Origin of the sequence: Lysinibacillus sp. FSL H8-0500 (assembly GCF_038051955.1) — a bacterium.
In the GTDB taxonomy this organism is placed as follows: Bacteria; Bacillota; Bacilli; order Bacillales_A; family Planococcaceae; genus Lysinibacillus; species Lysinibacillus macroides.
The window spans coordinates 1883759-1908372 of sequence record NZ_CP150292.1; the positions used below are offsets into that span (position 1 = coordinate 1883759).

Below are 24614 nucleotides of genomic sequence, written 5' to 3' on the forward strand. Positions count from 1 at the left end.
CGTCCATATTCGGTTCACATACTCTCAATTGACCAGATTGTCTCTGTTATGCGCCATACTTATTTTCTTAAGATGAGGTGTGGCTGACTATAAAAGCAAAAGACCAGCTACTACAAGCTTTTGTGCTTGGTGGTAACAGGTCTTTTACTTTGTCCCGCTTGAAGCTGTTCATTTAAGTTTTTTATTCAATCCCTAAGTGAACGCTTCTTTCGTGGGCGTTTTTTTATGGAATAGACACTGGCAGGTGATGGCTGATAGGACCTCAAATATGACGGATAGAACTGCCAGAGTGAAGGATAGCACCAGGAATTCGTAGGATAGCATGTGAGAACAGCTCAAAGAGCAAGGCTTATTAAGGGAAGCGGCGGATAGAACCCTGAATGTGACGGATAGAACTGCCAGAGTGAGGGATAGCAGCCAAAATTTTCAGGATAGCCGACGATAAAAGCTCAAAGTGCAAGATTAATCAGGTTAAGCAGTGGATAGAACTCCCAATTTCTATGATAGAATAGCAATTAGCGCTAGAATAGGAGGAAACTATGGGTGATTTTAAACAGATGGTAGCAATAGGCATAATTATGCTGTTGCTGCTTGGCAATAGTATAGTGTATTTTTATCATCAATTAGCACAGCCAATAACAGTGCCACTTATTCAAGATTTTTATCGTAGCAATGATAGTCATCATTTTAAAATTCATTATATAACAAATAAAAGTGACTCACGTTTTGTGACCCATTTAGAGGCAGATTCTCTTATTTTATTGGAAGCAACAAACGGTACAGCAGATATAATAGAAGAAAATGCGCATCAATTAATACGGGTGGCTTATTTTAGTGGTGACAATCAGGAAATAGAAACTTTACTGCACAGCAAGCATGTGTATGTAGTGCTAAATGATGGAGAACGGCTAACAGCAGCACTGCACTTAGCATGGGAGGACCCTAGTCAACAAGGCGATTATTTTCTGGCATCCTCTGGCAGTAGTAATGGTGATACCTCTGTAATCTATAAGGTAGCACAAGATACAAGTATTCATACAGTCCATGTACCTGCATGCTTAAAGCCACGTGTTAACTTTGAACATGTGAAGGTCAATGGTGAGCTATATAAGGAAGAAGATTTTCCGATTGCTGTGAAAAAGGGTCAAACGATGAATATATCATTTCAGGTTCATGAATCAGGAGCAGATGTTGCTGCAACGGTAAGTGTTAGTGGTCCAGATGAAGTATGGCCAGTATCAGTAATTCGAGATGCGCCACTTCAACTAGAAAGCATACAAAAGGAGTTGCAACAGGATGATTGTTATAGATAATAGGCATCAACAATTACAGTTTTTGAAGTGGTTATTGATTGTGCTAGGTTGCAAGTTTGTGCTGGTGAATATGATACCGCTCACTTATTGTCTGCAACAATTTATATTTTACGGTGCATGCATCAAAATTTTCACGTATTGTCAGAGAAAAACATTGATGAAATATTTACTTATTGGTGATATGGTCTTAATGATTATGTATTTATTGCCAATGACCACTTTGACAAGTACATGGTATTTCGTGATAAGCATGCTGATTGAATTATTGCTTATCATGGAATTAAGTAAAACAGTGGCAGAGATTGAAAAGCGTTATTATGTACAGGCTTCGACACCCCATATTATGAAAAGCTATCAACGGGTTGTACTAGTAGTAGCAGCGAGCTGGACATTTCTGATGAATAGTGACAACTCTTTTGTCTATCTTTTGATTCTAGTAGGAGGTATTTTACTATTTGCGGTGAATATCCGTTTATTTCTTCATATACGAAGTGTAAGGAAATATATAAAATTAACTACACATGTTAAGGTTTCCTGAAAATGACTCATGATTCATTTTATGCTACACTTTTGTAAAAGGGGGGACAGGGATGTTTAAACGTGAAACAAGCATAAAGGTGGAGCAGCATAACGATGTACAATGCGCGCATGGAAAAATAGCCGTTCAGGGGTTTGGCATGGGTGTATATAGTTTTTTTGTGGATGGCTTATTAATTGATACAGGCTCTGCTTCCTTAGCGCAGAAATTTCAGCCATTTTTTAATGATTTACCGATTGAACAAATTGCATTAACCCATTCTCATGAAGATCATACGGGCAATGCTGCTTGGCTACAACAGCAAAGGAATGTGCCCATTTATCTGCATCAAGAGTCGATTGAGAGCTGTGCAAAGGATGGGGTATATCCATTGTATCGTCAGGCATTATGGGGAGAGCGCCCAGCGTTTGTAGCACAACCTTTTGGCTCAACATTCCAGACAAAAACGGCTGTATGGGATATTATTGAAACACCTGGTCATACAACTGATCATCTAGCTTTCTATAATCGTGAGACAGGCACGATGTTTACAGGCGATTTATATATTCAAACAAAAACAAAGGTTGTCTTAGATGAAGAAAATATTGTTCATACTTTAGCATCTTTGAAAAAATTATTAAACTATGATTTTCAGGAAGTTTATTGCTGTCATGCAGGCTATTTAGCAGATGGACGCAATCGTATAGATGAAAAAATTACGTATATTGAAGAAATGGAGGATAAGGTACGTCAGCTTTTTCAACATGGCTATTCTGTAGAGGAAATTACTAAAAGTATCTTTCCACGCGATTATCCTATAACGCAAGTATCTGAGGAGCAATGGTCCTCCAAACATATAATTACCGCTTTTATCAATCACTTTACACAAGGGTCCTTACGATAGGGCTCTTTTTTATTAGTGCATAAATAGAAATCATCATTGCGTGCTATAACAAAAAACTTTGTGAAAAAATGTGAATAAATTGTGACAAACCCAGTTGCCCCAATGGATGCGCTTACATAAGTTTGTGAAAAAATTCTCAATTACATAAGAAAAATACTATGTGAAAAACTTAACAGTTCAAATGGCTGTAATTGTACATTTATTTAGCAACGCCCATTTGTGTTTATTACTTTAAAATAATTGATTGTGAAAAACATAACTTGACAGGAAAATGTATTTAAGCTTGTGAAATCTTATGTTTTTAAAAGAAGAGAATAAATTTTCAGAATATTTGTTGACTATATTTTCACAAAGTATTATGATTCTGAAATATAATCACAATTCAAATGAGAAAAGGATGGGATCAAATGGATGTAATGAAAAAGGCTATCGAAATGCATGCACACTATAACGGAAAATTAGAGGTGAATTCAAAGGTTCCTGTGAAGGATTCTTATGATCTTAGTCTTGCTTATTCACCTGGAGTAGCAGCACCATGTGTAGAGATTGAAAGAAATCCGTCACTTGTTTATGACTATACAATGAAGGGCAATATGGTGGCAGTTGTTTCGGATGGGACAGCGGTGTTAGGATTAGGAGATATTGGGCCAAAAGCAGCATTACCAGTAATGGAAGGGAAGGCGATTTTATTAAAGCGTTTTGCCAATGTTGATGCTTTTCCAATTTGCTTAGATACAAAAAATACGGATGAAATCGTCAGCATTGTGAAGGCGCTTGCTCCAACATTTGGTGCTGTCAACTTAGAAGATATCTCAGCACCAAGATGTTTTGAAATTGAAGATCGCCTACGTCAGGAATGTGATATTCCTGTGTTCCATGACGATCAGCATGGCACAGCGATTGTTGTAGGGGCAGGAATGATTAATGCCAATCGTATTGTGAAAAAGGATGTAGCAACGATGAAGATCGTCATTAATGGTGCTGGGGCTGCAGGTATTGCTATTTTACGTATCCTTGTGCAAATGGGCTATAAAAATATTTTTATGTGCGATACAAAAGGCGTTATTTATGAGGGACGTCCAGAGGGCATGAATCCAATTAAAGAAACCGTTGCCCATTTAACAAATCCAGAAAAAATCCAGGGTACGCTGGATGATGTGCTTGTAGGGGCAGATGTTTTTATTGGTGTATCGGTTGCCAATCTATTAACAGAGGCTCATATTGCGTCCATGAATAACGATCCGATCGTATTCGCTTTAGCTAATCCAAACCCTGAAATCACCTATGACAATGCGAGAAAATGGGGTGTACGTGTAATGGGTACGGGACGCTCCGATTATCCAAATCAAATTAATAATGTGCTAGCATTCCCAGGCATTTTCCGTGGTGCTTTAGATGTTCGTGCAACAGATATTAATGAGGCAATGAAAATTGCTGCGGTAGAGGCTATTGCATCGCTTGTCAGTGACGAGGAATTAACAGAGGAATACATCGTACCAAAATCTTTAGATGAACGCGTAGTAGAAATTGTTTCACGTGCTGTTAGTGGAGCAGCTGTTGAGTCTGGCGTATCAGAGCTATTCCAACAAAATATCGCACTATCTGTATAAAAAACAATCTCCTCTCTCATTAAACGAGAGGGGAGATTATTTACATCATGCCAATACCGACAAGCCCAATTATAATAATAAAAATAAAGACAAAGGCAATAATACCTAACACAATCGAAGGAATTAAAATCGTAAAGAAAGCCATCCAATTTGAAAATTGATGTGCTTCTGCGATTACAGCTATGGATATAATAAATGCCCAAATACTCACAACAATTGTTAGAATAATAGCTGGCCAAAAAATCCAAGGTAGTGGTCCTATGTAATCTGGATAGAATAAAGATTCTGGTGAAGTTATTAACCAAATAAGATAGAGAGGAATTAAAATCGTAAATGGAATAGCTGTTAGGCTTAATCCTCTAAATAAGTCCGAATAAGTGCCAGTGCCTTTAAAAAGCTTACCAAATAGCCATGCGACAAGGGCAGAAAAAGCTGTACTAATTATGCCTACGATTGGGGAGAAAATAATACATAGCAACACTAAGAGCCAAGGTGCCATACCATCTAAAAACTCTATATCCACTACTCCAGATAAAATAGAGCCGATATAGCCAATTGATAACACAAAAATCGCAAAGCCAATTGTTTTTTCATAAATCATATAACGAGCTGTTTGTTTGGGGTGTAGCCAAACAGATAAAAATGGATTTAGCTTTGGCCTTTCTTCTTGTGGTGTTTCATTATAGTTTTCCATTAATCTACCTCCAACCTGATAAAATCTTCTGTTTCATTACTATACGACTTATGTAGGGAAAAGTTTCATAAAAAATTAGAAAGGACATGTCTCCAGATAACTTTTCAGACATGCCCTTATTTATTGCTTATTCAGCTAGCATAATTTTTTCAAGCTCTAATGGCTCAATATATTGTTCACCTTTGTAAGCGCGCATATTGCCACCAGAAATTTCATCAATTAGTAAAATTTCATTTGTTTGAGCATCACGACCAAACTCTAGTTTTATATCATACAGTGTTAAGCCTTTTTTTGCAAGCTCTGCTGCTACAAACTTTGAAATTTCAATTGTACGTTGCTTTAAAATGGCATATTCCTCGTGCGTTAGTAGATTTAGCATCGCCAGTGCATCGTCAGAAATCGGAGGGTCTAGGCGATCATCATCTTTAATGGTTACTTCTACAAAGGCATCTAATTTTTGCCCTTCCTTAACATAGGCACCATAGCGGCGTAGGAATGAACCGACTGCTCGAAAGCGGCAAATAACCTCTAAGCCATTACCAAAAACAGTTGCAGGTTTAACTGTCATCGTTGCGTCTTCAAAATTAGCATCTACATAGTGCGTAGGAACACCTTGCTTATTTAATTTAGCGTAGAAATAAGAAGTTAAGCGTAAGCCAGCTAGGCCAGCCCCATCAATTGTTAAACCAACCGTATTCGCACCTGGATCAAATACGCCGTTTTCTCCTGTGACATCATCTTTAAATTTTAATAAATAATGACCATCTTCTAACTTAAATACATTTTTTGTTTTTCCTGTATACAATAATTCCACAACAAGCCCTCCAATATTTCATAATATACTAAAATTATAACACGAATATTTTAAATATTTAACACGAAAAATGTTCGTTTAAATAGTTTTTCTCTATTGTTTTTAACGTGTTCGCTAGAAAAAAACAAGATAATAACGAATGATCGTCATCATCTTGTTTGTTTGGAAATCATCGGAAATGTGATTAATAAACGCCTTCCGTTAACATGCCATCTGCTACTTTCACAAAGCCAGCAATGTTTGCACCAACAACAAGGTTACCTGGGAAACCATATTTTTCAGCTGCTGCTTTGCTATCTGCATAAATATCTTTCATAATTTGATGAAGTTTCGCATCTACTTCTTCAAATGACCAAAATACGCGGCTTGAATCTTGTGCCATTTCAAGTGCAGATACAGCTACACCACCAGCATTTGCTGCTTTCGCAGGGCCAAATAATACACCAGCCTCTAAGAACTCATTGATCGCTTCAAGGTCTGATGGCATATTAGCACCTTCACCGATTGCTTTCACACCATTTGAAATTAATGTACGAGCTGATGCACCATTAATTTCATTTTGGGTAGCACATGGTAGGGCAATATCACAAGGAATTGTCCAGATACCTGTACAACCTTCTGTGAAAGTAGCATTTGGTCGGTAATTAACGTAAGTTGAAATACGGTCACCTTTTACCTCTTTAATTTCTTTAATAGCATCTAAATCTAAGCCTTCTGGGTCATAGATATAGCCTGAGGAGTCAGAGCAAGCCACCACTTTTGCACCGTATTGCTGTGCTTTTTCAATCGCATAGATGGAAACATTACCAGAGCCTGAAACAATAACTGTTTTTCCTTCAAATGAATCATTTGTGTCCTTTAGCATTTCATTGACAAAATAAACAGTACCGTAGCCAGTTGCTTCTTTACGTGCTAAAGAGCCACCATAGCCAGGTGTTTTACCTGTTAATACGCCTGATTCGCTAGCTTTTGTTAAACGCTTGTATTGGCCCCATAAATAGCCAACTTCACGACCGCCTACACCAATATCACCAGCAGGAACATCGACATCTGGCCCAATATGGCGGTATAATTCAGTCATAAATGCTTGGCAGAAGCGCATGATTTCTGCGTTTGATTTACCTTTTGGATCAAAGTTAGAACCACCTTTACCGCCACCAATTGGCTGCCCTGTTAAAGCATTTTTAAAGATTTGTTCAAAACCTAGGAATTTAATGATTGATTCATTTACAGAAGGGTGGAAGCGAAGACCGCCTTTATAAGGACCCATTACATTACTATATTGTACACGATAACCGCGATTCACTTGCACTTGGTTATTATCATCTTGCCAAGCTACACGGAAGGAAATAATGCGGTCTGGCTCAACGATACGAGATAAAATATTTGCTTCAATATATTCAGGATGCTGTGCAAAGACAGGCACTAATGAAATAAAAACTTCTTCAGCTGCTTGTAAAAATTCTGCTTGATGACTGTTTTGTTGTTTTAATTGTTCAAATACACCATCTACGTACTCTTTTGCTAATTGTTCATTATTTACCGTTGTGATTGTCATAATGAAACCCCCCATTTGATTTGATAGGTGTATCGTATATTTATTTTTCGAACTATTCAATAAAATATTTTTGGACTTTGTGAAAAATTGAGCAAGAGGAGCTGCATTAAAATTATTCTAAAATAATTATGTGGTGATTGATTGATCTAATTATGAGAAAGGAATGATGCTTTATTGTAAAGGTTCTAATAGACGCTGATGCCTGTCCAGTAGTGGATTTGGCGCTATCTGTATCATCTGAGTTTGAGATTGAAACTATCTTGTTTTGCGATACATCCCACCGTATTGAACGTGATAATGTAATAACAATTATTGTACCCAAAGGTCCTGATTCAGTTGATTTTACGCTAGTGAATGCGCTTTCAAAACATGATATAGTCATTACACAAGATTATGGTTTAGCTGCCATGGTATTAGCGAGAGGTGGCTACCCAATTGACCAAAATGGACGAGAAATGTCCAATGATAATATCGAACGTTTGCTCGAAATGCGCCATGTTGGGCAAAAAATTAGACGTGCAGGAGGACGTACAAAGGGACCGAAAAAAAGGACACAAGAAAACAATATTTCGTTTGAAATGAAATTTCGACAAATTTGTGAACGAGCAATTTTAGCATCTAAAACGGAGGAAGCAACGGATGAATAGCAACGATCAGCATGAACTATTTCAGCAATTTCCACAGTTAAAAGAAGTAGCCAACCAACACACTGTATTGTGGGAAAATACAAATTGGCTAGCAAAACCAACCACATCTCTGTTTTCACTACAAGAAGTAGAAGAGGCACAAGAAACATTGCTGCGCTTTTCTTCTTATCTAAAAGTAACTTTTCCTGAACTTATGAAAAGCGATGGTTTGATTGAATCATCGATTAAGAGTATACCTGCAATGAAGCAAGCACTTGAAGAGGTGTTTGGAGTGACGATACCAGGTCAGCTATTGGTAAAATGCGACCATGCTTTGCCGATTTCTGGCTCGATCAAGGCGCGTGGGGGAGTTTATGAGGTATTAAAGCATGCAGAAAGGCTAGCATTAGCAAGTGGCAAACTAAAAGAAGAGGATAATTATGCCGTCCTAGCAACAGAGGAATGGCAGACGTTCTTCCAGCAGTATACGATTGCGGTTGGCTCTACAGGCAACTTAGGCTTAAGTATCGGCATTATGGGCAAGAAGCTCGGCTTTAATGTCGTTGTACATATGTCGAGTGATGCAAAGGAATGGAAAAAGGCTATGCTGCGTGAAAAGGGAGCGACAGTTATTGAATATCAGGCGGATTACAGTGTTGCCGTAGAGCAGGGGCGACAGGAAGCTGTGCAAGATCCGATGTGCCATTTTATTGATGATGAAAATTCCAAGGACCTGTTTGCAGGCTATGCTGTTGCAGCCAAACGTTTGAAAGATCAATTAGAAGAGGCGGATATAGCTGTAGATAAGGCCCATCCCTTGTTCGTTTATTTACCGTGCGGGGTAGGGGGAGGTCCAGGAGGTGTTGCCTATGGGTTACGTGAATTATTTGGTGAGCATGTGCATATTTTCTTTGCAGAGCCAGTTGCCTCCCCTTGTATGACCATTGGCTTAATGACAGGTTTACATGATGCCATTAGTGTCGAGGATATTGGTCTTAACAATAAAACGGAAGCGGATGGCCTTGCTGTTGGGCGCGCATCGAAATTTGTAGGGAAGGTGATGGAACATTATATTAGCGGATGCTATACGGTGACAGATCAGGAGCTGTTTACTTCACTGAGCTTGGCGATGGAACGGGAGGGGTTATTTTTAGAGCCCTCCGCACATGCAGGAATGTTTGGCGCTAGTCGTTTATGGCAAAAGGGGCAATCCTATTTGGAGAAGCATAGCTTGGTAAATCACATGGACCAAGCAACACATCTTGTCTGGGCAACCGGCGGCAGTATGGTTCCCGCAGCAATGCGTGCAGCGTATTTAGCCAAGCGTTAGGAGAGATTCGCTCAATCTGAGTGTGTGGGTGATCAAAAGTAGAGAGATTCGCTCAATCTGAGTGTGTGAGTGATCAAAAGTGGAGAGATTCGCTCAATCTGAGTGTGTGGGTGATCAAAAGTAGAGAGATTCGCTCAATCTGAGTGTGTGGGTGATCAAAAGTAGAGAGATTCGCTCAATCTGAGTGTGTGAGTGATCAAAAGTAGAGAGATTCGCTCAATCCGAGTGTGTGAGTGATCAAAAAGGGAGAGATTCGCTCAATCCGAGTGTGTGGGTGATCAGAAGTAGAGAGATTCACTCAATCCGAGTGTGTGAGTGATCAAAAAGGGAGAGATTCGCTCAATCTGAGTGTGTAAGTGATCAAAAAGGGAGAGATTCGCTCAATCCAAGTGTGTGGGTGATCAAAAAGGGAGAGATTCACTCAATCCGAGTGTGTGAGTGATCAAAACTAGAATCAATTCGCTCAATAAATAGGAGGAGCCACTTGCTAGAAGAGCTCCTCCTATTTATTATGCTTTTTGTTGTGCAGCTAAAAATACTTGCTGTGCGGCAAGAATGCCTGCCCCTGGTTCAAAATCGTAGGAAAAGTCTTTTAGCGCAGCCTCCATTAACGATACGGCTTGTAAAATATCACTTGGGAAGCAATAGCCCATATGACCGAATCTGAAAATTTGCCCTTGTAGATGGCCAAGACCCCCAGCAAAATCTACATGATAGTGCTGCTTAAGACGTGTTAAAAATTCACCAAGGTCAATGCCTTGAGGTGTTTTAATGGCTGTAATAGTTGGTGAAGCATATTGATCCTCTGTTAAGAGTTCAATATTCAATGCCTTCATTGCACTACGTACCATGTCCTTCATTAAAGCATGACGAGCAACCGTTTGAGCAAAGCCGCCCTCCTGCTCAATTAGCTTGCACACCTCATGCAACCCGTAAATCAATGTAATCGCAGGGGTATTTGGCGTCATGCCCTTTTCTGCCCAGCTACGATAGCTTAATAAATTCAAATAATAGGATGGTGTTTGATTTTCTTCAATTACTTTCCATGCTCTTTCACTGACGCTAACAAGCGAAAGCCCGGGAGGTAACATCATTGCTTTTTGAGAACCTGTTACTAAAATATCAATGCCCCAAGCATCCATTTCAGCAGGTGCTCCACCAATACAGCTCACACCATCGACAATAACAAGAGCATCTGTTTCCTGACGAATCACTTGTGCTAATGCTGCAACTGGATTCAAAATACCTGTAGATGTTTCATTGTATGTAACAAAAACAGCTTTAATATTATTTAAAGGCTGTAAAAATTCCCGTAGCTCCTCAGCCGTGCAAGCTTGGCCCCATTCTTTTGCCAGCTTATGTACATGGAAGCCGTACTGCTCACAAATTGAGACAAAATAGTCACCAAATGCGCCAACTGTAATGACAACAACTTCCTCACCCGCAGCTACTGTATTGACTGCCGCAGCCTCTAATGCAGCTGTTCCCCCTGATGGCAATAAGAGTATCTCTTGTGTTGTGCCAAAAATCGGCTTTACGAGTTCCGTTGTTTCACGGTATAATTCCACAAATTCTTGACTTCGATGACTAAAAATATCTTGATTCATTGCCAGCTGAACCTTTTTTGGAATAGGCGTTGGCCCTGGATGTCTTAAAATATTTTCATACACAATCATCATCCCCCTTTGCTTAATAGAAATTCTAAATTTTCTAACTAAATAATAACACATTTCTTGACCATGCTAACCGCTTTTTTGAAAAATGATGGAAAGCCTATTACTACTAATAATAAAACCTCTTAAAAAGGGAAGATTGAATGTAAACAAAATACGTTAGCCATTTATTTTTACATTCGCTAGGTCATGTGATTATTTATAAAATTTAAGTAAGATATTATGGAAAAGGGAGAATCGGCTTCAGTAACATGAGCAGTTTGCAACGTTTAACCACGGACAAAGTAGCCCGCTGGAAGGGTGGTCCTTATGGAGTTTATTAAGATCAATTAGATCAGCTTGTCGATTGTATGGTAGAAGGCATCTCTAAATCAATGCGATATTATTTTTAAAATAACCGCACAAACAAAACCCTCTTTGCTTTAGGGCAGAAAGAGGGTTCCATTTGAATTAATTATGCAATAAATGGTCTGTTCATACGCATTAAGCCGTAAATCATAAAGAATAATCCGCCTGTGAGGATTGTTAAAATAATGTATAGGACAGCTTTACCTGTTTCCCCAGACCAGCGATAAAATAGGCGATACGTGAAATACAATGTAAAGCCAGCAGCCCCAATGGAAGCAATCCATCCAATAAATGGTATAAATGAAACGATAATTAAACCAGCATAAATAAGTATATTTCTTTTAGCTGTGGCACGTACTGTTTCCTGATCGTATCCATCCGCAGTTAGCAGGAAAAGACTATAAACGTTAATAATAGGAATCCAAGCGATATAGGCAACATCTGCAAAGCCATTTGTTTTTGATGCCATAAAATAAATAAGTGCAGTAATCACATAGGCGATTAATCCTATCACAAGGCTTACCAAAATAATAATAAGAAATAAACCGCCAAAAAGTGCATCATAATCATTGTAATAATAAGAATCATAACTCATCCATAAAACCTCCCTTCGAAAGTAAGTTCCCCTTAATCATAACAAGCTAAAACTATTAAAGCTACCATAATTTATCAGTAATATTTACTGGAAATCACACATTTGTACTAGAATAATTTTTGATTTCAAGTCATTTATGATGGATTTTTGCGTAGTTGATACAAAAAATGCAAAAAATATCCTTAGAAAATTCCTAAAGCTAGTTTTAGAGAATCATTTTTGCTTCTCTGCTTATTGTAAAGCATTACTAGCATATGTCCGAATTAGTTGAACATTCCCATTATCATGAAAAAAGCCACCTGATTGAAAAGGTGGCTTGACGGATAGTTAGATAAATTTAGCGATATTATTTAGTTCAATACGCGAAGAATTATAGGCTGGCGCTGCTGCTTTACCAATCGCAATTAAAATGACTGGCACTATATGATTGGCTAAGTCAAAATGTTTTGCAAAGGCTTCTTTCGAAAAGCCTCCCATTGGCACTGTATCATAGCCCATCTCTTTAGCCAATAGCATAATTTGCATAGAAATTAAGCCCGCATCAAATGTCACGATATTTGTTAAGGCCTCCTGTGGTAGCTGTGAATAGAGCTTGATGGAGTTGTTAATCATAAAGTCCTTTGTTGTTTCATTAATATAGCCAAGCTCGAAATTTTTTGTATAAACAGCTTCCGCGTTTTTGTACATTTCTGTATCACCTAGAACGGCAATAATAGCTGAGGCTGTTTCCACCTGCTCCTGATTATTAGCGATGGCGCGTAGCTCTTTTTTGACAGCATCGTCTTGAATGACAAGAAAGCGCCATGGCTGTAGGTTACTGGAGGAGGGAGCAGAAGTTGCTTCTATAAGAAGTTCCTCTAGTTGCTCTTGTGGAATTTTAAAACTTGCATCATATTTACGAACAGATTTACGTTCGTGCATCACTTTATGTAACTGGCTTTTTGTAATAGGCATTATTATGATCTCCTTTATTGTAAAATGTGTTTTTACTATACGACAAATAAAGTTATTTTCCAAGTGAATTGCTTGGGTTAAAATTCGAGCGTGCGTTCGGAATATATGTTCTTTTTTATGTGAAAGTATGGTACAGTAAATAGGAGAAAAAGATTAGGAAAGAAGGAGTGGATGTAGTTTATGCAAGGGAATACCCATATTGTTGGAGGCATTACAGCAGCACTTGCCTTTGCACATTATTCAAATGACAATCCACTTATTTTAGTAGGGGCGAGTGCGATTGGTGCATTGCTTCCAGATATATGTCATAGGGGTAGTAAAATTGGCCGTAAATTTCCAATAATATCGAAGCTTGTCAATACATTCTTTGGGCATCGCTCTTTTACACATAGCTTACTATTTTTATTGTTAATGATGGTAATATTACATACATTCATCCCTTATAAAGCGATTTCAGTTGGAATTATAATAGGAATGGCTAGTCATATTTTACTGGATATGTGTACAAAGAAAGGGGTTAAATTATTTTTCCCTGCCTCCATAGCTGTGCGTTTTCCATTGACCACAAAAACAGGCAGTAAGGTGGAAAATGTTGTACTTATGTTGCTTGTGATATGCTCGATTTACTTTAGCTATCAATTAATAGTGGAATTTATTGCCTCTGCATAAAGAAAAGCCCTAGTTTTCATGGACTAGGGCTTTATTGATTAATCAGCTTGTACTTCTTCGACGGTTTGTTCAACTTCTGCACGTGTCATTTTCTCTCGGCCTTCCTGCATCGCTTTTAATGTTTTATGGGCTAATGCAAGTGGCAAACGACAGAACAGCAGAATGGTACGTTTATTGATGTCTGCTATATAAAGGTCTGCTTTGGCAAGATTTTCTTCTGCGTAAGCAAATAAATCCTCACGTGTCCATCCATCAGGAACAAAGCTCACACCGCGCTCATCCAAATCCTCATGTTGATTGCGTAAAATATTGACAGCTTGCAGCCCACGTCCATAGCCAATTGCTAGTTCACGATCAGTTTGCATATCTGCTCCCCATGTCCAAAGCTCTGATAACATTGTTCCGACAAGCCCTGCGACATAGTATGTATAATCGTCTAAATCTTCACGTGTATGCACCTGCCAATTTGCCTTTGCCCACTTTGCCATCCCAAAAGCCATTTCACTTGTAGAAGCCTGCACAATATGTCGTGAACCCTCAGGACAAAACGTTAACCAATCAGCTAGGCGAAGTGATACTTCAGGTAATTGGTTTGCATAAGGTGCGAGTAATGCTTGATAGGCTTCTTCATTAAATGCATCCTTTAATAACTCACTCGTTGCTGATAGTAAATCAAATTTTACATCGTTAGATAGTTTATCGTGGTCTTCAATTTCATCAATCGCACGCATCGCTAAATAAGCGGCTGCTACGGATAGTTTTAAATCATTTTTTAAAAAAGTGATCGGTATATAAAAAGTACGGCTTGTATCCTTTAATACTTGCATTGCTTCCTTATAAAGTCTTTTTTGATCGTTCACTTATTATTCCTCCGTTCAAATGGTTCCACTTCTATAGTATATCGTATCTTAAATAGAAAGAAAGATAAAACAGATTGTTCACAAATACAAAGATATTCTTTGAAAACGTTTACGAATGATGATATAGTTTAATAATAAACTATTTAAAACTATACGATTTAAAAGAAAGGAAGTTTATAGAGATGGGACGTTTAGAACATAAAATCGCTATGATAACAGGTGGCGCATCGGGTATGGGTGCGGCGATGGCAAAGCTGTTTGCACAGGAAGGAGCAACGGTGATCGCAGCGGACATTAACGAGGAAAATCTAGTTAAAATTTCGGAGCTAGACAATGTAGAAGGAATAAAGCTAGATGTTTCCTCTGATGATAATTGGTCGGAGGTAATGGAAGCTATTATTGCTAAATATGGTCGACTAGATATTTTAATTAATAATGCTGGCATTTCCTCTGAAAAAGGTCCAGATCAAATCTTACAGGCTGATTGGACAGTGATGCATAATATCAATGCATTCGGTCCATTCCTTGGAATTAAACATGCTGCTAAGTATATGAAGGAAGCGGGGAAGGGCTCGATCGTTAATACATCGTCTTACACAGCGATTATTGGCGCAGGTTTCAATGCCTACACAGCCTCAAAAGGATCTTTACGTGCGATTGCGCGTGCAGCGGCATCAGAGCTTGGCGCTTATAATATCCGTGTGAATACCGTATTCCCAGGGGTCATTGAAACACCTATGACAGCTAATTTATCGGAAGCAAAAGAAGCGATGGATATGTTAGTAAGAGCAACACCAATGGGGCGACTTGGACAACCTGAAGAGGTGGCAAATGCTATTTTATTTTTAGCATCAGATGAAGCATCTTATATCACTGGTGGCGAACTTGTTATTGACGGTGGTTATTCCGCACGTTAATGCACCATAGTGTAAGGAAAGTGGAAATACCTAATGAAACAGGGTATTTCCACTTTTTTTATTTTTTTAGTAAAATGATGATAAAGTTTTAGAAATTCGTCACGAAATAGCTTTAAGATAGAAAAATTTTGATATTTTTCGTGATTTTTTCATGAAAATTTATGAAGTTATTGCACAATTATTTCAACAGCGTTAAAGTTTAGAAAGGGCAAAAATATTATCATACAATTTGAAGGGTTGTACAGAGCGTTAAGCCTTTCTATCACAAATAGGGAAGTCAGGATTTTTCGGATTTGCTTAAAAGCGCTCCTGGTAAATCCTTGGCACCAAAGAGGGCATAAGCTTTAGTCAGCTTACATAATCATCATCTAATAAGCACGATGATATATGCAATAAAATCAAAGGAGAATTATATGCCAAAGGCTATAGGGATTGATGCAGGTGGCACATTGACAAAGGTAGCTTATTTAGACAAAAGTAATGAACTTGTTTTAGTAACCTTTCCGTCGAATGATTTGCAAACTGTGAAAAAATGGATTATAGAGCATCCAGATATTGAGGATATTGGTGTGACGGGGGGGCGTACTGAACAATTACTTGATGTCATTAAAACAATGAAATCGATTCATTATATCGTTGAATTTGAAGCAACCTTAAAGGGTGTCCGATTTTTGCTAAATAAAGAAGGATACTTTTTTGAACGTAGTATTATTACTAATATTGGTACAGGTACTTCCATTCATTATATGGAAGGTAATGCCCATATTCGTGTTGGTGGGACAGGCGTTGGTGGTGGGACGTTAATTGGTTTGTCAGCGCTTACAACAGGTATTATAGACTATAATGATATACGAGAAATGGCCGCAGGTGGCAATCGAGAAGGTGTTGATTTATTAGTCAAGGATATTTATCAAGGCATGGATACACCGATTGATGGCCATTTAACAGCTAGTAATTTTGGTAAGGTAGGTATTACCAAATCAACAAAGCATCAAGCTGAGGATATTATCGCAACTGTGCAAGGGCTTGTAGGTGAGGTTATTACAACACTCAGTATTCAATATGCAGAGGAAAAAAATACACAGCATATCGTTTATATTGGCTCAACCTTAAGCAATAATGAGCACCTCACGCGCGTTATTGCGAATTATACTCGCACAAAAAAGCATACACCTGTCTTTATTAATGACCATGGCTTTTCAGGAGCTGTTGGCGCATTACTCAATATTACAGAATATACGCCTGTCTAGGGACAGACATGAATGTACATGGCTAAAGTGAATGAGTCGTGTACATTTTTTATTCTGTATTAATAATTTTTTGTTCGAAAGCGTAGTATTAGGTACAGGCTATAAGACCCCAACTGATTGTATTGGTGCTGAAAAAATTACCTACATATAAACGCCTCTACCTGAACACATTACAGGTAGGAGGTGAATGGACGTGGGCAAACGAAATAATCGCAACAACAATAAGACGATGAATGTTAGAACGCATAATCCTTTTGGTACCTACAAAAGCAAAGACCTCGATCGCAGTAACAGCAATAATAATAATCCAAATGACAACTTAAACGAGGAGTTTGGCGCTGAATTTGATGCAAAGGCAAAAAATAAAAACAATAAAACCAATCATGATAAAAACCAGCAGTCCAATAAAACAAAATAAGGAGGGGCTTCGCGATGGCAAAAAAGAGTAAGACAAGCTTTAAAAAGAAGAAGCAAGAAAAGCACCACAACAAAAATGATCGTGAGGAATACTCAGCAGAGTTTAACCAAGTGATTCATAATAATCCTCAGCAGCCAAAACAATCATAAAAATACAGCTCCATAAGTAGGGTTAGTATACTTTTGGAGCTGTTTTTTATACAGCAGGGAGGAAATTCAAATGAAAAAACTTTATTTGATGTTAGCCCTTCTCTTCGTCGGTTATATGGTCCCTGTACATATAGCCCATGCCGAGCAAGAAATACCGACCTACGCTAGGTGGGGACAAGTAGCGGTAAAAGAGGTGCAGGCAAAATATCCTCACGCAAAGATTGTGGATTATTTGCATGAGGGAAAAGAAGTACATGGAGAATCAACCATTGAAAAATTTAAGCTTTGGCTGAAGCAATCTGATAAGGAATTTGGCGTATATGTTCGTATCAGCTATATTACTGCGTCACAGGAGATTGTTCATATTGAATTACAAGAAACTAAGAAGGATGCCTGAAATTACGGCATCCTTCTGGATTATTCCTCTAATTTATGAATAAATTCACGCATTAAATCTGGTAAATCAGGCCATGCATGTCCACTAACCAAGTTGCCATCTGTATGGAGATTGGCATCAATATAAGTGCCTCCTGCCACTTGCACCTCTGGCTTGCAGGCGATATAGGCTGTTAGCTCACGTCCTTTTAATACTTCAGGAATTGTGGCGAAAATTTGCGCTGCATGGCACACAGCAGCAATTGGCTTATTGGCCTCAAAGAAATGGCTAACGATCGCTGGTACATGCTCATTTAAACGAATATATTCTGGCGCACGACCACCGGGGATAATCAGTCCATCAAATTGTGCTGGCTCAACCTCTGCAAATGCGACATGTGCCTCTAACCCGTAAGCAGGACGCTCGATATATGTATCGACGCCATCTACAAAATCATGTAAAACCGTTTGTAATTTCTTTGCTGATGGAGCTGCAATTGTTACGTCGTAGCCTGCCTCTAAACAGCGATAATACGGATAATAAATTTCTAAAGCCTCTACTGCATCTCCTGCTATGATTAATACCTTTTTCCCCATGCTTTCATCTCCCTTATAGTGTGAGTCTACCTGCTAAATTCGACACCACTAAAAAATTTCCTTCCCAATAAAGAAACCTTTACAAAGAAAAAAAGGAGGCGTATAGTATTTATTTAGCTAGGTAAACAAATAGAGGAGGCTACGAGATGAATCCAATATTCCATGCGCTATTTCAAAAAAGTCGCTATTTAACAAATTGCTTAAATGAAGTATTAAAGCCGCATCATTTATATAGCTCCCAGTGGGCGATTTTATATTGTTTACATAAAAATGGGCCTATGACCTTAACCCAAATTTGGAAATATTTAAATGTGGAAGCGCCAAGTGTTACAAGAGCCATTACACGACTTGAAACATTAGGCTGGATTGAACGCTTAGATGGCGAGGATAAGCGCGAAAAAATTGTCACCTTATCTGCACAGGCTGAGGTGCGTTTACCAACGATTATGGAAACCATTCTAGCATTTGAGGAAGAAATGGTTGGCTCACTCACTACGGAGGAACAACAGCAATTTATGATGTTATTGGAAAAAATGAAAGGTTGATAGCTATGCAGCAAGAGCAGACACAAATATGGACAAAGCGTTTTATAAGTCTATTTTTAACGAATATATCAGTATTTTTTGTTTTTTATGGGCTTGTAACCACTTTGCCACTTTATGCCATTGGGGAACTTCATCAAACGGATAGGGAAGCAGGCCTATTATTATCCAGCTTTTTATTATCCGCTATTATTGTACGGCCATTTTCAGGGAAATTATTAGATGTTTTTGGTAAGAAAAAACTGTTACTGTTATCGTTAGTAGGCTATTTTATTTGTACAGTATTGTATGTAGTGATTCATCCATTTGGACTTTTACTTGGGCTGCGATTTATTCAAGGGATTTTCTTTAGTATTATTACAACAGCAGCAGGGTCATTAGCAGCAGAGATTATTCCTGCTAAGCGCAAAGGGGCAGGTTTAGGCTATTTCACCATGTCCACGAATCTTGCCGTTGTCATCGGACCATTTATCGGCTTATTATTAATTCAATATAGTAGCTTTCATGTATTGTTTATTGTAATGAGTATTTGTATATTGGCAGGAGGCTTTTGTGCATTAACAGTGAATACAGATGATTTACCAAAACCCGCCTCAAAAGGGACATTAACCTTTAAATTTAATGATTTATTTGAGCGTAAAGCATTGCCAATTGCCGCCATTGCGAGCCTTGTGTCGTTTGCTTATGCAAGCGTCCTATCATTTTTATCAATTTATGCACAGCAAAAGGGCTTAATGGCTATTGCCAGCCTTTTTTACGCGGTGTTTGCAGCAGCGATGTTAATTACACGACCGTATACAGGCAGGCTTTATGATACAAGGGGAGCGCACTATGTGATTTTGCCCGGTTTGATTGCCTTTGCTATCGGACTTGTGATGCTAGCATTTGTGGAAGGGGCAGTGCTTTTTTTAGGTGCAGCGGTTTTTGTAGGCTTCGGCTATGGAGCTGTGACAACAAGCTTCCAAGCATTAGCCATTCAATCAACAGCTATTCAACGGAGTGGCTACGCAACTGCTACTTATTTTACGATGTTTGACCTTGGGATTGCACTAGGTTCCTACATTTTAGGTATGGTGGCCGTACAGGCAGGCTATGCTTCTGTCTACTTATCAAGTGCAGGCTTACTGGTGGTTGTCTTTATGATTTATCTATTACGCCTTGCAAAGATGAAACCGAAAAAAGTAGTAAATATATAGTAAAACAGTTGGGGACTGCCCCAGCTGTTTTTTTATATGTGATTTAACTATTTTCTAAGCTCATAGCTCATATTTGACATAAACATTTGAATCTATCCATTAACTTAACAGGGTCTTACAGGTTGGTTAACTGCGATGTTTTCCCAGGATTTATATTGAATCAGAAAAACAGAATCATCGTCTATTCGGCATAATTAATGTACATAGGAAAACACTAAGAAAATCTTAAGAATTGATGTCTGAGTTTGTTAAGATTTAATTAGTATTATATCCTTATACGAATCCTATAGGGGTGATGACATGAACCTAAAGCGGTGGAGGAGTGAATGTAGTTGAACATTTTGATTTGTGATGATGATAAAGAAATTGTTAGGGCGATTAGCATTTATTTAGAAAATGAGGGCTATCAAGTATTCAAAGCTTACAATGGTATAGAGGCAATCGATCTTATTCGGGATCACGTTATTCATCTTATTATTATGGATATTATGATGCCCAAAATGGATGGGATTACGGCGACGATGAAGATTCGGCAAGATAATATGATTCCGTTAATTATGCTTTCTGCTAAATCAGAGGATTATGATAAAATACTGGGATTAAATATCGGAGCAGATGATTATATGGCCAAGCCGTTTAATCCATTAGAACTTGTGGCTAGAGTGAAATCGCAGCTCAGAAGGTATACGACCTTTGGAAGTCTTGAGAGGAGTAGTGCTGTATTTCAAACGGGTGGTCTTGTGATTGATGATGAACAGAAAATCATTACTGTTGATAAACAAGAGGTTCATTTGACACCAGTGCAATATAAAATCTTAAAGCTTCTCACAGCCAATGCTGGAAGAGTATTCACGATTGAAGAAATTTATGAAAAGGTATGGAATGTCAGGGCTATTAATCCTGAAAATACGGTTTCGGTTCATATTCGAAAGATTCGAGAAAAAATTGAAATTAATCCAAAAGAGCCGAAGTATTTAAAAGTTGTATGGGGAGTTGGGTATAAGGTTGAGAAAGTTGAGAAGTATTAGTCATGCACTTATTACGAAAGTAGTTGTGTTTCTAATTGCTGTCGCTTGTTTAACTGGTATAGCGAGAGTAATGATTAACCTGGAATTTAATGAGATTCATCTTAGTAGTATAAATCAAGATAACTATTTTGAAAGCCGAGCATTCGCAGATGAAAGTTACAGCATTATTGCTCCTTTAGCGCAATTAATCGGAAAATACAAAAGTGAAGAATATATTTTAAGTGGGAAGACACTAACAGAAGAGGATAATAGAAGAATCGAAGAGGAATTATATTATGATTTTCGCAATTCTTACAGATATAATCCTAATTTGAATGAAGAGGAAAATAAGCACATCTATCAGGAAAAATATGCAAAAGACATTGCTAGAACAAAAGAAGAAAGTATGACAGAACAGGTAAGAAATTTTTATCAATTACGTAGTACGCTCGAAGCCTATGAAGGAATTGTGTTTTATGCGAGTGACGGTGAACATGAGTTCTCCAATAGTGATCTCAATAAGAAAGAGCAATTTGAATCCTTTGATGCCTATATGTTATTTGAAAATTATCAACAAAAGCTTCATCCGAATGAAGTGAAAGAAAGTCAATACTTGGATTACTTTACACATGAAGTTGACATATTGAACCCACAGACAGATGTTATGTATGTAGCGTTTAAAGATTCTTACCTACAACAAAAAATGTCGGAATGGGAAAAAGATAAAGCGACTGCCCAAAGCTTTCTGAATGAATTTATGGTATTTCTAGCAGGGTTTATTTTATCTTTTGTGTATTTAATCATAGTTATTGGAAGAACGTCATTTAAAGATAAAGAAATTCATTTCCATGTCATAGATAAACTTTATAATGATCTCAATATTGTGCTAATCGGTTGCTTAACAGCGATGTGGATCGCCATGATTGTTGAAGTCTTCCGTGATATGTACATGTTCTTCACCGTGCCTATTTTTATCATTGGCTTATTATTGATTTTATCACTCGTAAAGCATATTAAAAATAGAACGTTATTTCAGCATACACTCCTCTATCAACTTTTCAAAAAGCTATTTATTTTGGTGAAACATGTTTTTGACAGTGGTAGTACAGGCGTGAAAATTGTGCTGCTAGTTATTGGCTATCCATTAATAGTAGCGGCAACGTTTTTCATGTTTCCTATTACGATGGGGATAGCTGCCTGGTTGGCAATGAGAAAGGTGAAGTCGTTTAACCGCATTAAAGAGGGCGTAGAGCAAATTAAAAATGGAGATCTTCATCATCGAATTGAAGTTGACGGAAAAGGGGAGTTTAATCAACTTGCAGAAAATATTAACCGTATTACAGATGGGTTAAAAAAGGCAGTGGATAGTGAAATCAAGAGTGAGCGTTTAAAAACAGAACTTATTACGAATGTTTCGCATGATATTAGAACACCTTTAACGTCAATTATTACGTATGTTGATTTATTAAAATTAGAAAACGATCCTAAAATGATTGAAGAATATGTAGATGTGTTAGATCAAAAATCGAAAAGACTCAAGCTTTTAACGGATGATTTATTTGAAGCGGCTAAAGCATCAAGTGGTAGTATACCTGTTCAGTTAGAACGGATTGATATCGTCTCATTACTAACGCAAGGAATTGGAGAAATGGATGAAAAAATTGAAGCCTCGTCATTAGATTTTAAGTTAGCCCATCCAACAGAAAAAGTGTATGTGAAGGCTGATGGTAAACTCCTATGGCGTTCCATCGAAAACTTATTCTCGAATATTTTTAAATACGCACTGCCTACATCAAGGGTATATATTGGTGTTGAAGATTTAGGGAATGAAATACTTGTGACATTTAAAAATATTTCAGCTTATGAATTAAATATTTCAGTTGATGAGTTAATGGAACGCTTTAAACGCGGAGATGAATCAAGATCAAGTCAAGGTAGTGGATTAGGGTTATCGATTGCTGAAAGCCTTATTCACATCCAGCACGGCAAGTTCTTAGTTCAAGTAGATGGTGATTTATTTAAGGTCATGATTTATCTATCGAAATTTCTAAATGAATAATGTAATAAGGGAATAGGATAACTTGCATGTCCTATTCTTTTTCTGTGTATAGGTGTAGCTAATAAAAGTGGAAGCACTAGGTTAAGAAAACATGCTTATGCTTGAGAATTAATATTGATGTACGTACAGATCTATAATTTGGTGTAAAAAAGAGAGCGACATCAGTCTGCTCTCCTTCAACCTTAGTTAAGATTTTTTTGTAAAAATGCCTTTGTTCGGTCATTTTGTGGGTTTGTAAAGAATTGATCGGGATGGTTGGTTTCAATAATTTCGCCACCATCCATAAAGACTACTTTGTTGGCAACTTCCTGCGCAAAGCCCATTTCATGCGTAACAACAATCATTGTCATATGATCTTCCGCTAAGCTTTTCATAACCTTTAAGACCTCTCCTGTCAGCTCAGGGTCAAGGGCGGAGGTTGGCTCATCAAATAATAAAATTTGGGGATTCATCATTAACGCACGGGCAATAGCTACACGCTGCTTTTGACCGCCTGATAGATTGGCTGGATAAGCCGCCGCTTTGTCAGCAAGTCCCGTTTTCTTTAATAAATCATGACAGCGACTCGAAATGGCTTCAGCTGATTCCGTTTTTAATAAGCGAGGTGCCATTTCAAGGTTTTGCTGAACTGTTAAATGAGGGAACAGGTTAAAGTGTTGAAAGACCATGCCCATTTTTGCCGTTAGGGCTTTAATGTCCTGTGGTTTTGCATAGACCCCATCCTGCACAAGATAATCGCCATCCACTAAAATACTACCACCATTGATTTCTTCCAAATGAATTAAGCTTCGCAGCATTGTGCTTTTGCCTGATCCAGAGGGACCGATAACAGCAATGACATCATTTTTCTCCACTGTAAATGTAATTTGTTTAAGAACCTCTGTCTGATCAAAGGCTTTCTTTAAGTTTGTTACTTCTATCAATGCCATATGTATCACCTCTATTCAAATTTAAAGCGTTTTTCCAGCCATTTAAAGAACACTGTTAACACAAGTGTCATCAGTAAATAAATAGCTCCAGCAATAAAGAATGGCGTAATCGTAAAGTCGCGATTGACGGCTGTTTGCGCAAAATGCAGTAGCTCTGGCACAGCGACCGCATAGAGGAGAGCCGTATCCTTAATTAATGTCACCGATTCATTTGATAATGCGGGCAATGCTACACGAAACATTTGTGGCAAAATAACGCGTGTTGTTGTGTGCCATTTTGATAAGCCAAGAACTTGGGCTGCCTCATACTGTCCTTTATCAATCGCAAGAAGTCCACCACGAAAAATTTCGGCAAAATAGGCAGCATAATTTAAAATAAAGCCAAGGCAAGCGGCCACAAAGCGATCAAGCACTAAATACTCGCCGATTACTGGCAGCATCGGTAAACCGAAGCAAATTAATAATAATTGTAGTAATAGCGGTGTACCACGCATGATGTAAATATATGTATGTGCGAGCCAAGAAAGTGGTTTAATACGACTTTTTACTGCGAGTGTGAGTAAAAAGCCGAATGGAATGGATACTAGAATTGCGATAATAAACAGTAAGACAGTCATTTTCGCGCCTTCTAGCATCGGCAATATCATAGTTTGCCAGTAATCCGCCATAACAATGTCCCTCCAAAAAGAGTAAGAGCTTCACAAAGGAAA

Annotated in this window: 26 protein-coding genes; 16 read left to right on the plus strand and 10 right to left on the minus strand. The window is 38.1% G+C overall.

Annotated features, from left to right (window positions below; genetic code table 11):
- Nucleotides 1-539: 539 nt before the first annotated feature.
- The 4 genes from MHB44_RS08840 (at nt 540) to MHB44_RS08855 (ending at nt 4344) form a co-directional block, all read left to right on the plus strand.
- Entirely contained in the window at nt 540-1313 is a 774-nt protein-coding gene (locus tag MHB44_RS08840) for a hypothetical protein (protein ID WP_341302437.1), read from the plus strand.
- Nucleotides 1297-1851, plus strand: a complete 555-nt coding sequence (locus MHB44_RS08845) for a hypothetical protein (RefSeq protein WP_341302438.1) — start codon at nt 1297-1299, stop codon at nt 1849-1851. Before MHB44_RS08840 ends, MHB44_RS08845 begins: the two co-directional genes overlap by 17 nt.
- Before the next feature lie 52 nt (nt 1852-1903).
- Nucleotides 1904-2734: an MBL fold metallo-hydrolase gene (locus tag MHB44_RS08850; RefSeq protein WP_341302439.1), complete on the plus strand. Its 831-nt coding sequence runs from the start codon at nt 1904-1906 to the stop codon at nt 2732-2734.
- 407 nt (nt 2735-3141) lie between these two features.
- A complete protein-coding gene (locus tag MHB44_RS08855; RefSeq protein ID WP_341302440.1) occupies nt 3142-4344 on the plus strand; it encodes a malic enzyme-like NAD(P)-binding protein in 1203 nt (400 codons plus the stop codon).
- A 40-nt stretch (nt 4345-4384) separates the two neighbouring features.
- Here MHB44_RS08855 and MHB44_RS08860 read toward each other — a convergent pair whose 3' ends face one another.
- The 3 genes from MHB44_RS08860 to gdhA form a co-directional block, all read right to left on the minus strand.
- Nucleotides 4385-5038 (minus strand): Yip1 family protein, encoded by a 654-nt coding sequence (locus MHB44_RS08860; protein WP_341302441.1) that lies wholly within the window; start codon nt 5036-5038, stop codon nt 4385-4387.
- Between the two features lie 127 nt (nt 5039-5165).
- Nucleotides 5166-5852 (minus strand): phosphoribosylaminoimidazolesuccinocarboxamide synthase, encoded by a 687-nt coding sequence (locus MHB44_RS08865; RefSeq protein ID WP_341302442.1) that lies wholly within the window; start codon nt 5850-5852, stop codon nt 5166-5168.
- Nucleotides 5853-6036: 184 nt separating this feature from the next.
- On the minus strand, nt 6037-7410 hold the full coding sequence (gene gdhA, locus MHB44_RS08870) for an NADP-specific glutamate dehydrogenase (RefSeq protein WP_341302443.1): 1374 nt from the start codon (nt 7408-7410) through the stop codon (nt 6037-6039).
- A gap of 173 nt (nt 7411-7583) precedes the next feature.
- Here gdhA and MHB44_RS08875 point away from each other — a divergent pair, with 173 nt between their 5' ends.
- On the plus strand, nt 7584-8057 hold the full coding sequence (locus MHB44_RS08875) for a YaiI/YqxD family protein (RefSeq protein ID WP_341302947.1): 474 nt from the start codon (nt 7584-7586) through the stop codon (nt 8055-8057).
- Nucleotides 8050-9366 carry a D-serine ammonia-lyase gene (locus tag MHB44_RS08880; protein WP_341302444.1) on the plus strand — a complete coding sequence of 439 codons (1317 nt, stop codon included), beginning with the start codon at nt 8050-8052 and terminating at the stop codon, nt 9364-9366. Before MHB44_RS08875 ends, MHB44_RS08880 begins: the two co-directional genes overlap by 8 nt.
- A gap of 509 nt (nt 9367-9875) precedes the next feature.
- Here the strand turns inward: MHB44_RS08880 and MHB44_RS08885 are convergent.
- The 3 genes from MHB44_RS08885 to MHB44_RS08895 all read right to left on the minus strand — a co-directional run bounded on the left by MHB44_RS08885 (nt 9876) and on the right by MHB44_RS08895 (nt 12936).
- Complete coding sequence (locus MHB44_RS08885; RefSeq protein WP_341302445.1) at nt 9876-11036, minus strand: alanine--glyoxylate aminotransferase family protein; 1161 nt, start codon at nt 11034-11036, stop codon at nt 9876-9878.
- A gap of 457 nt (nt 11037-11493) precedes the next feature.
- On the minus strand, nt 11494-11982 hold the full coding sequence (locus MHB44_RS08890) for a hypothetical protein (protein WP_341302446.1): 489 nt from the start codon (nt 11980-11982) through the stop codon (nt 11494-11496).
- A gap of 327 nt (nt 11983-12309) precedes the next feature.
- Nucleotides 12310-12936: a nitroreductase family protein gene (locus MHB44_RS08895; RefSeq protein ID WP_341302447.1), complete on the minus strand. Its 627-nt coding sequence runs from the start codon at nt 12934-12936 to the stop codon at nt 12310-12312.
- 180 nt (nt 12937-13116) lie between these two features.
- Between MHB44_RS08895 and MHB44_RS08900 the strand changes: the two genes are divergently transcribed.
- The gene (locus MHB44_RS08900) at nt 13117-13605 is read left to right on the plus strand and encodes a metal-dependent hydrolase (RefSeq protein WP_341302448.1); all 489 of its coding nucleotides are present in this window, start codon (nt 13117-13119) and stop codon (nt 13603-13605) included.
- Between the two features lie 38 nt (nt 13606-13643).
- Here MHB44_RS08900 and MHB44_RS08905 read toward each other — a convergent pair whose 3' ends face one another.
- On the minus strand, nt 13644-14465 hold the full coding sequence (locus tag MHB44_RS08905; RefSeq protein ID WP_341302449.1) for a squalene/phytoene synthase family protein: 822 nt from the start codon (nt 14463-14465) through the stop codon (nt 13644-13646).
- A 182-nt stretch (nt 14466-14647) separates the two neighbouring features.
- Here MHB44_RS08905 and MHB44_RS08910 point away from each other — a divergent pair, with 182 nt between their 5' ends.
- From MHB44_RS08910 to MHB44_RS08930, 5 genes are all read left to right on the plus strand, one after another.
- Nucleotides 14648-15382 carry an SDR family oxidoreductase gene (locus tag MHB44_RS08910; protein WP_341302450.1) on the plus strand — a complete coding sequence of 245 codons (735 nt, stop codon included), beginning with the start codon at nt 14648-14650 and terminating at the stop codon, nt 15380-15382.
- A gap of 413 nt (nt 15383-15795) precedes the next feature.
- Nucleotides 15796-16632 carry a type II pantothenate kinase gene (gene coaW, locus MHB44_RS08915; protein ID WP_341302451.1) on the plus strand — a complete coding sequence of 279 codons (837 nt, stop codon included), beginning with the start codon at nt 15796-15798 and terminating at the stop codon, nt 16630-16632.
- A 193-nt stretch (nt 16633-16825) separates the two neighbouring features.
- Nucleotides 16826-17050 (plus strand): hypothetical protein, encoded by a 225-nt coding sequence (locus tag MHB44_RS08920; RefSeq protein ID WP_083448589.1) that lies wholly within the window; start codon nt 16826-16828, stop codon nt 17048-17050.
- Between the two features lie 14 nt (nt 17051-17064).
- The gene (locus MHB44_RS08925) at nt 17065-17199 is read left to right on the plus strand and encodes a hypothetical protein (protein WP_341302452.1); all 135 of its coding nucleotides are present in this window, start codon (nt 17065-17067) and stop codon (nt 17197-17199) included.
- Between the two features lie 70 nt (nt 17200-17269).
- A complete protein-coding gene (locus tag MHB44_RS08930) occupies nt 17270-17596 on the plus strand; it encodes a DUF3889 domain-containing protein (protein ID WP_341302453.1) in 327 nt (108 codons plus the stop codon).
- Nucleotides 17597-17616: 20 nt separating this feature from the next.
- Here MHB44_RS08930 and MHB44_RS08935 read toward each other — a convergent pair whose 3' ends face one another.
- Complete coding sequence (locus MHB44_RS08935; protein ID WP_341302454.1) at nt 17617-18171, minus strand: DJ-1/PfpI family protein; 555 nt, start codon at nt 18169-18171, stop codon at nt 17617-17619.
- 146 nt (nt 18172-18317) lie between these two features.
- Here MHB44_RS08935 and MHB44_RS08940 point away from each other — a divergent pair, with 146 nt between their 5' ends.
- The 4 genes from MHB44_RS08940 to MHB44_RS08955 all read left to right on the plus strand — a co-directional run bounded on the left by MHB44_RS08940 (nt 18318) and on the right by MHB44_RS08955 (nt 22975).
- The gene (locus MHB44_RS08940; protein ID WP_341302455.1) at nt 18318-18716 is read left to right on the plus strand and encodes a MarR family transcriptional regulator; all 399 of its coding nucleotides are present in this window, start codon (nt 18318-18320) and stop codon (nt 18714-18716) included.
- A 5-nt stretch (nt 18717-18721) separates the two neighbouring features.
- Nucleotides 18722-19909, plus strand: coding sequence for an MFS transporter (locus MHB44_RS08945; protein WP_341302456.1), 1188 nt, complete (start codon nt 18722-18724; stop codon nt 19907-19909).
- A gap of 332 nt (nt 19910-20241) precedes the next feature.
- Nucleotides 20242-20937 (plus strand): response regulator transcription factor, encoded by a 696-nt coding sequence (locus tag MHB44_RS08950; protein ID WP_341302457.1) that lies wholly within the window; start codon nt 20242-20244, stop codon nt 20935-20937.
- A complete protein-coding gene (locus MHB44_RS08955; RefSeq protein WP_341302458.1) occupies nt 20915-22975 on the plus strand; it encodes a HAMP domain-containing sensor histidine kinase in 2061 nt (686 codons plus the stop codon). The genes MHB44_RS08950 and MHB44_RS08955 overlap by 23 nt, the downstream gene beginning before the upstream one ends.
- A 182-nt stretch (nt 22976-23157) precedes the next feature.
- On the opposite strand, the gene MHB44_RS08960 is transcribed toward MHB44_RS08955, so the two are convergent.
- Together MHB44_RS08960 and MHB44_RS08965 are read right to left on the minus strand one after the other, a co-directional pair.
- Nucleotides 23158-23904 (minus strand): amino acid ABC transporter ATP-binding protein, encoded by a 747-nt coding sequence (locus MHB44_RS08960; protein WP_341302459.1) that lies wholly within the window; start codon nt 23902-23904, stop codon nt 23158-23160.
- Nucleotides 23905-23915: 11 nt separating this feature from the next.
- Entirely contained in the window at nt 23916-24572 is a 657-nt protein-coding gene (locus MHB44_RS08965; RefSeq protein WP_053996016.1) for an amino acid ABC transporter permease, read from the minus strand.
- Between the last annotated feature and the right edge of the window lie 42 nt (nt 24573-24614).

What these genes read in the sequence shown, in the direction of transcription:
- MHB44_RS08840 (WP_341302437.1), top strand. Translation starts at nt 540, where the DNA reads ATGGGTGATTTTAAACAGATGGTAGCAATAGGCATAATTATGCTGTTG.
- MHB44_RS08845 (WP_341302438.1), top strand. Translation starts at nt 1,297, where the DNA reads ATGATTGTTATAGATAATAGGCATCAACAATTACAGTTTTTGAAGTGG.
- MHB44_RS08850 (WP_341302439.1), top strand. Translation starts at nt 1,904, where the DNA reads ATGTTTAAACGTGAAACAAGCATAAAGGTGGAGCAGCATAACGATGTA.
- MHB44_RS08855 (WP_341302440.1), top strand. Translation starts at nt 3,142, where the DNA reads ATGGATGTAATGAAAAAGGCTATCGAAATGCATGCACACTATAACGGA.
- MHB44_RS08860 (WP_341302441.1), bottom strand. Translation starts at nt 5,038, where the DNA reads ATGGAAAACTATAATGAAACACCACAAGAAGAAAGGCCAAAGCTAAAT.
- gdhA (WP_341302443.1), bottom strand. Translation starts at nt 7,410, where the DNA reads ATGACAATCACAACGGTAAATAATGAACAATTAGCAAAAGAGTACGTA.
- MHB44_RS08880 (WP_341302444.1), top strand. Translation starts at nt 8,050, where the DNA reads ATGAATAGCAACGATCAGCATGAACTATTTCAGCAATTTCCACAGTTA.
- MHB44_RS08890 (WP_341302446.1), bottom strand. Translation starts at nt 11,982, where the DNA reads ATGAGTTATGATTCTTATTATTACAATGATTATGATGCACTTTTTGGC.
- MHB44_RS08895 (WP_341302447.1), bottom strand. Translation starts at nt 12,936, where the DNA reads ATGCCTATTACAAAAAGCCAGTTACATAAAGTGATGCACGAACGTAAA.
- MHB44_RS08900 (WP_341302448.1), top strand. Translation starts at nt 13,117, where the DNA reads ATGCAAGGGAATACCCATATTGTTGGAGGCATTACAGCAGCACTTGCC.
- MHB44_RS08910 (WP_341302450.1), top strand. Translation starts at nt 14,648, where the DNA reads ATGGGACGTTTAGAACATAAAATCGCTATGATAACAGGTGGCGCATCG.
- coaW (WP_341302451.1), top strand. Translation starts at nt 15,796, where the DNA reads ATGCCAAAGGCTATAGGGATTGATGCAGGTGGCACATTGACAAAGGTA.
- MHB44_RS08925 (WP_341302452.1), top strand. Translation starts at nt 17,065, where the DNA reads ATGGCAAAAAAGAGTAAGACAAGCTTTAAAAAGAAGAAGCAAGAAAAG.
- MHB44_RS08930 (WP_341302453.1), top strand. Translation starts at nt 17,270, where the DNA reads ATGAAAAAACTTTATTTGATGTTAGCCCTTCTCTTCGTCGGTTATATG.
- MHB44_RS08935 (WP_341302454.1), bottom strand. Translation starts at nt 18,171, where the DNA reads ATGGGGAAAAAGGTATTAATCATAGCAGGAGATGCAGTAGAGGCTTTA.
- MHB44_RS08940 (WP_341302455.1), top strand. Translation starts at nt 18,318, where the DNA reads ATGAATCCAATATTCCATGCGCTATTTCAAAAAAGTCGCTATTTAACA.
- MHB44_RS08945 (WP_341302456.1), top strand. Translation starts at nt 18,722, where the DNA reads ATGCAGCAAGAGCAGACACAAATATGGACAAAGCGTTTTATAAGTCTA.
- MHB44_RS08960 (WP_341302459.1), bottom strand. Translation starts at nt 23,904, where the DNA reads ATGGCATTGATAGAAGTAACAAACTTAAAGAAAGCCTTTGATCAGACA.
- MHB44_RS08965 (WP_053996016.1), bottom strand. Translation starts at nt 24,572, where the DNA reads ATGGCGGATTACTGGCAAACTATGATATTGCCGATGCTAGAAGGCGCG.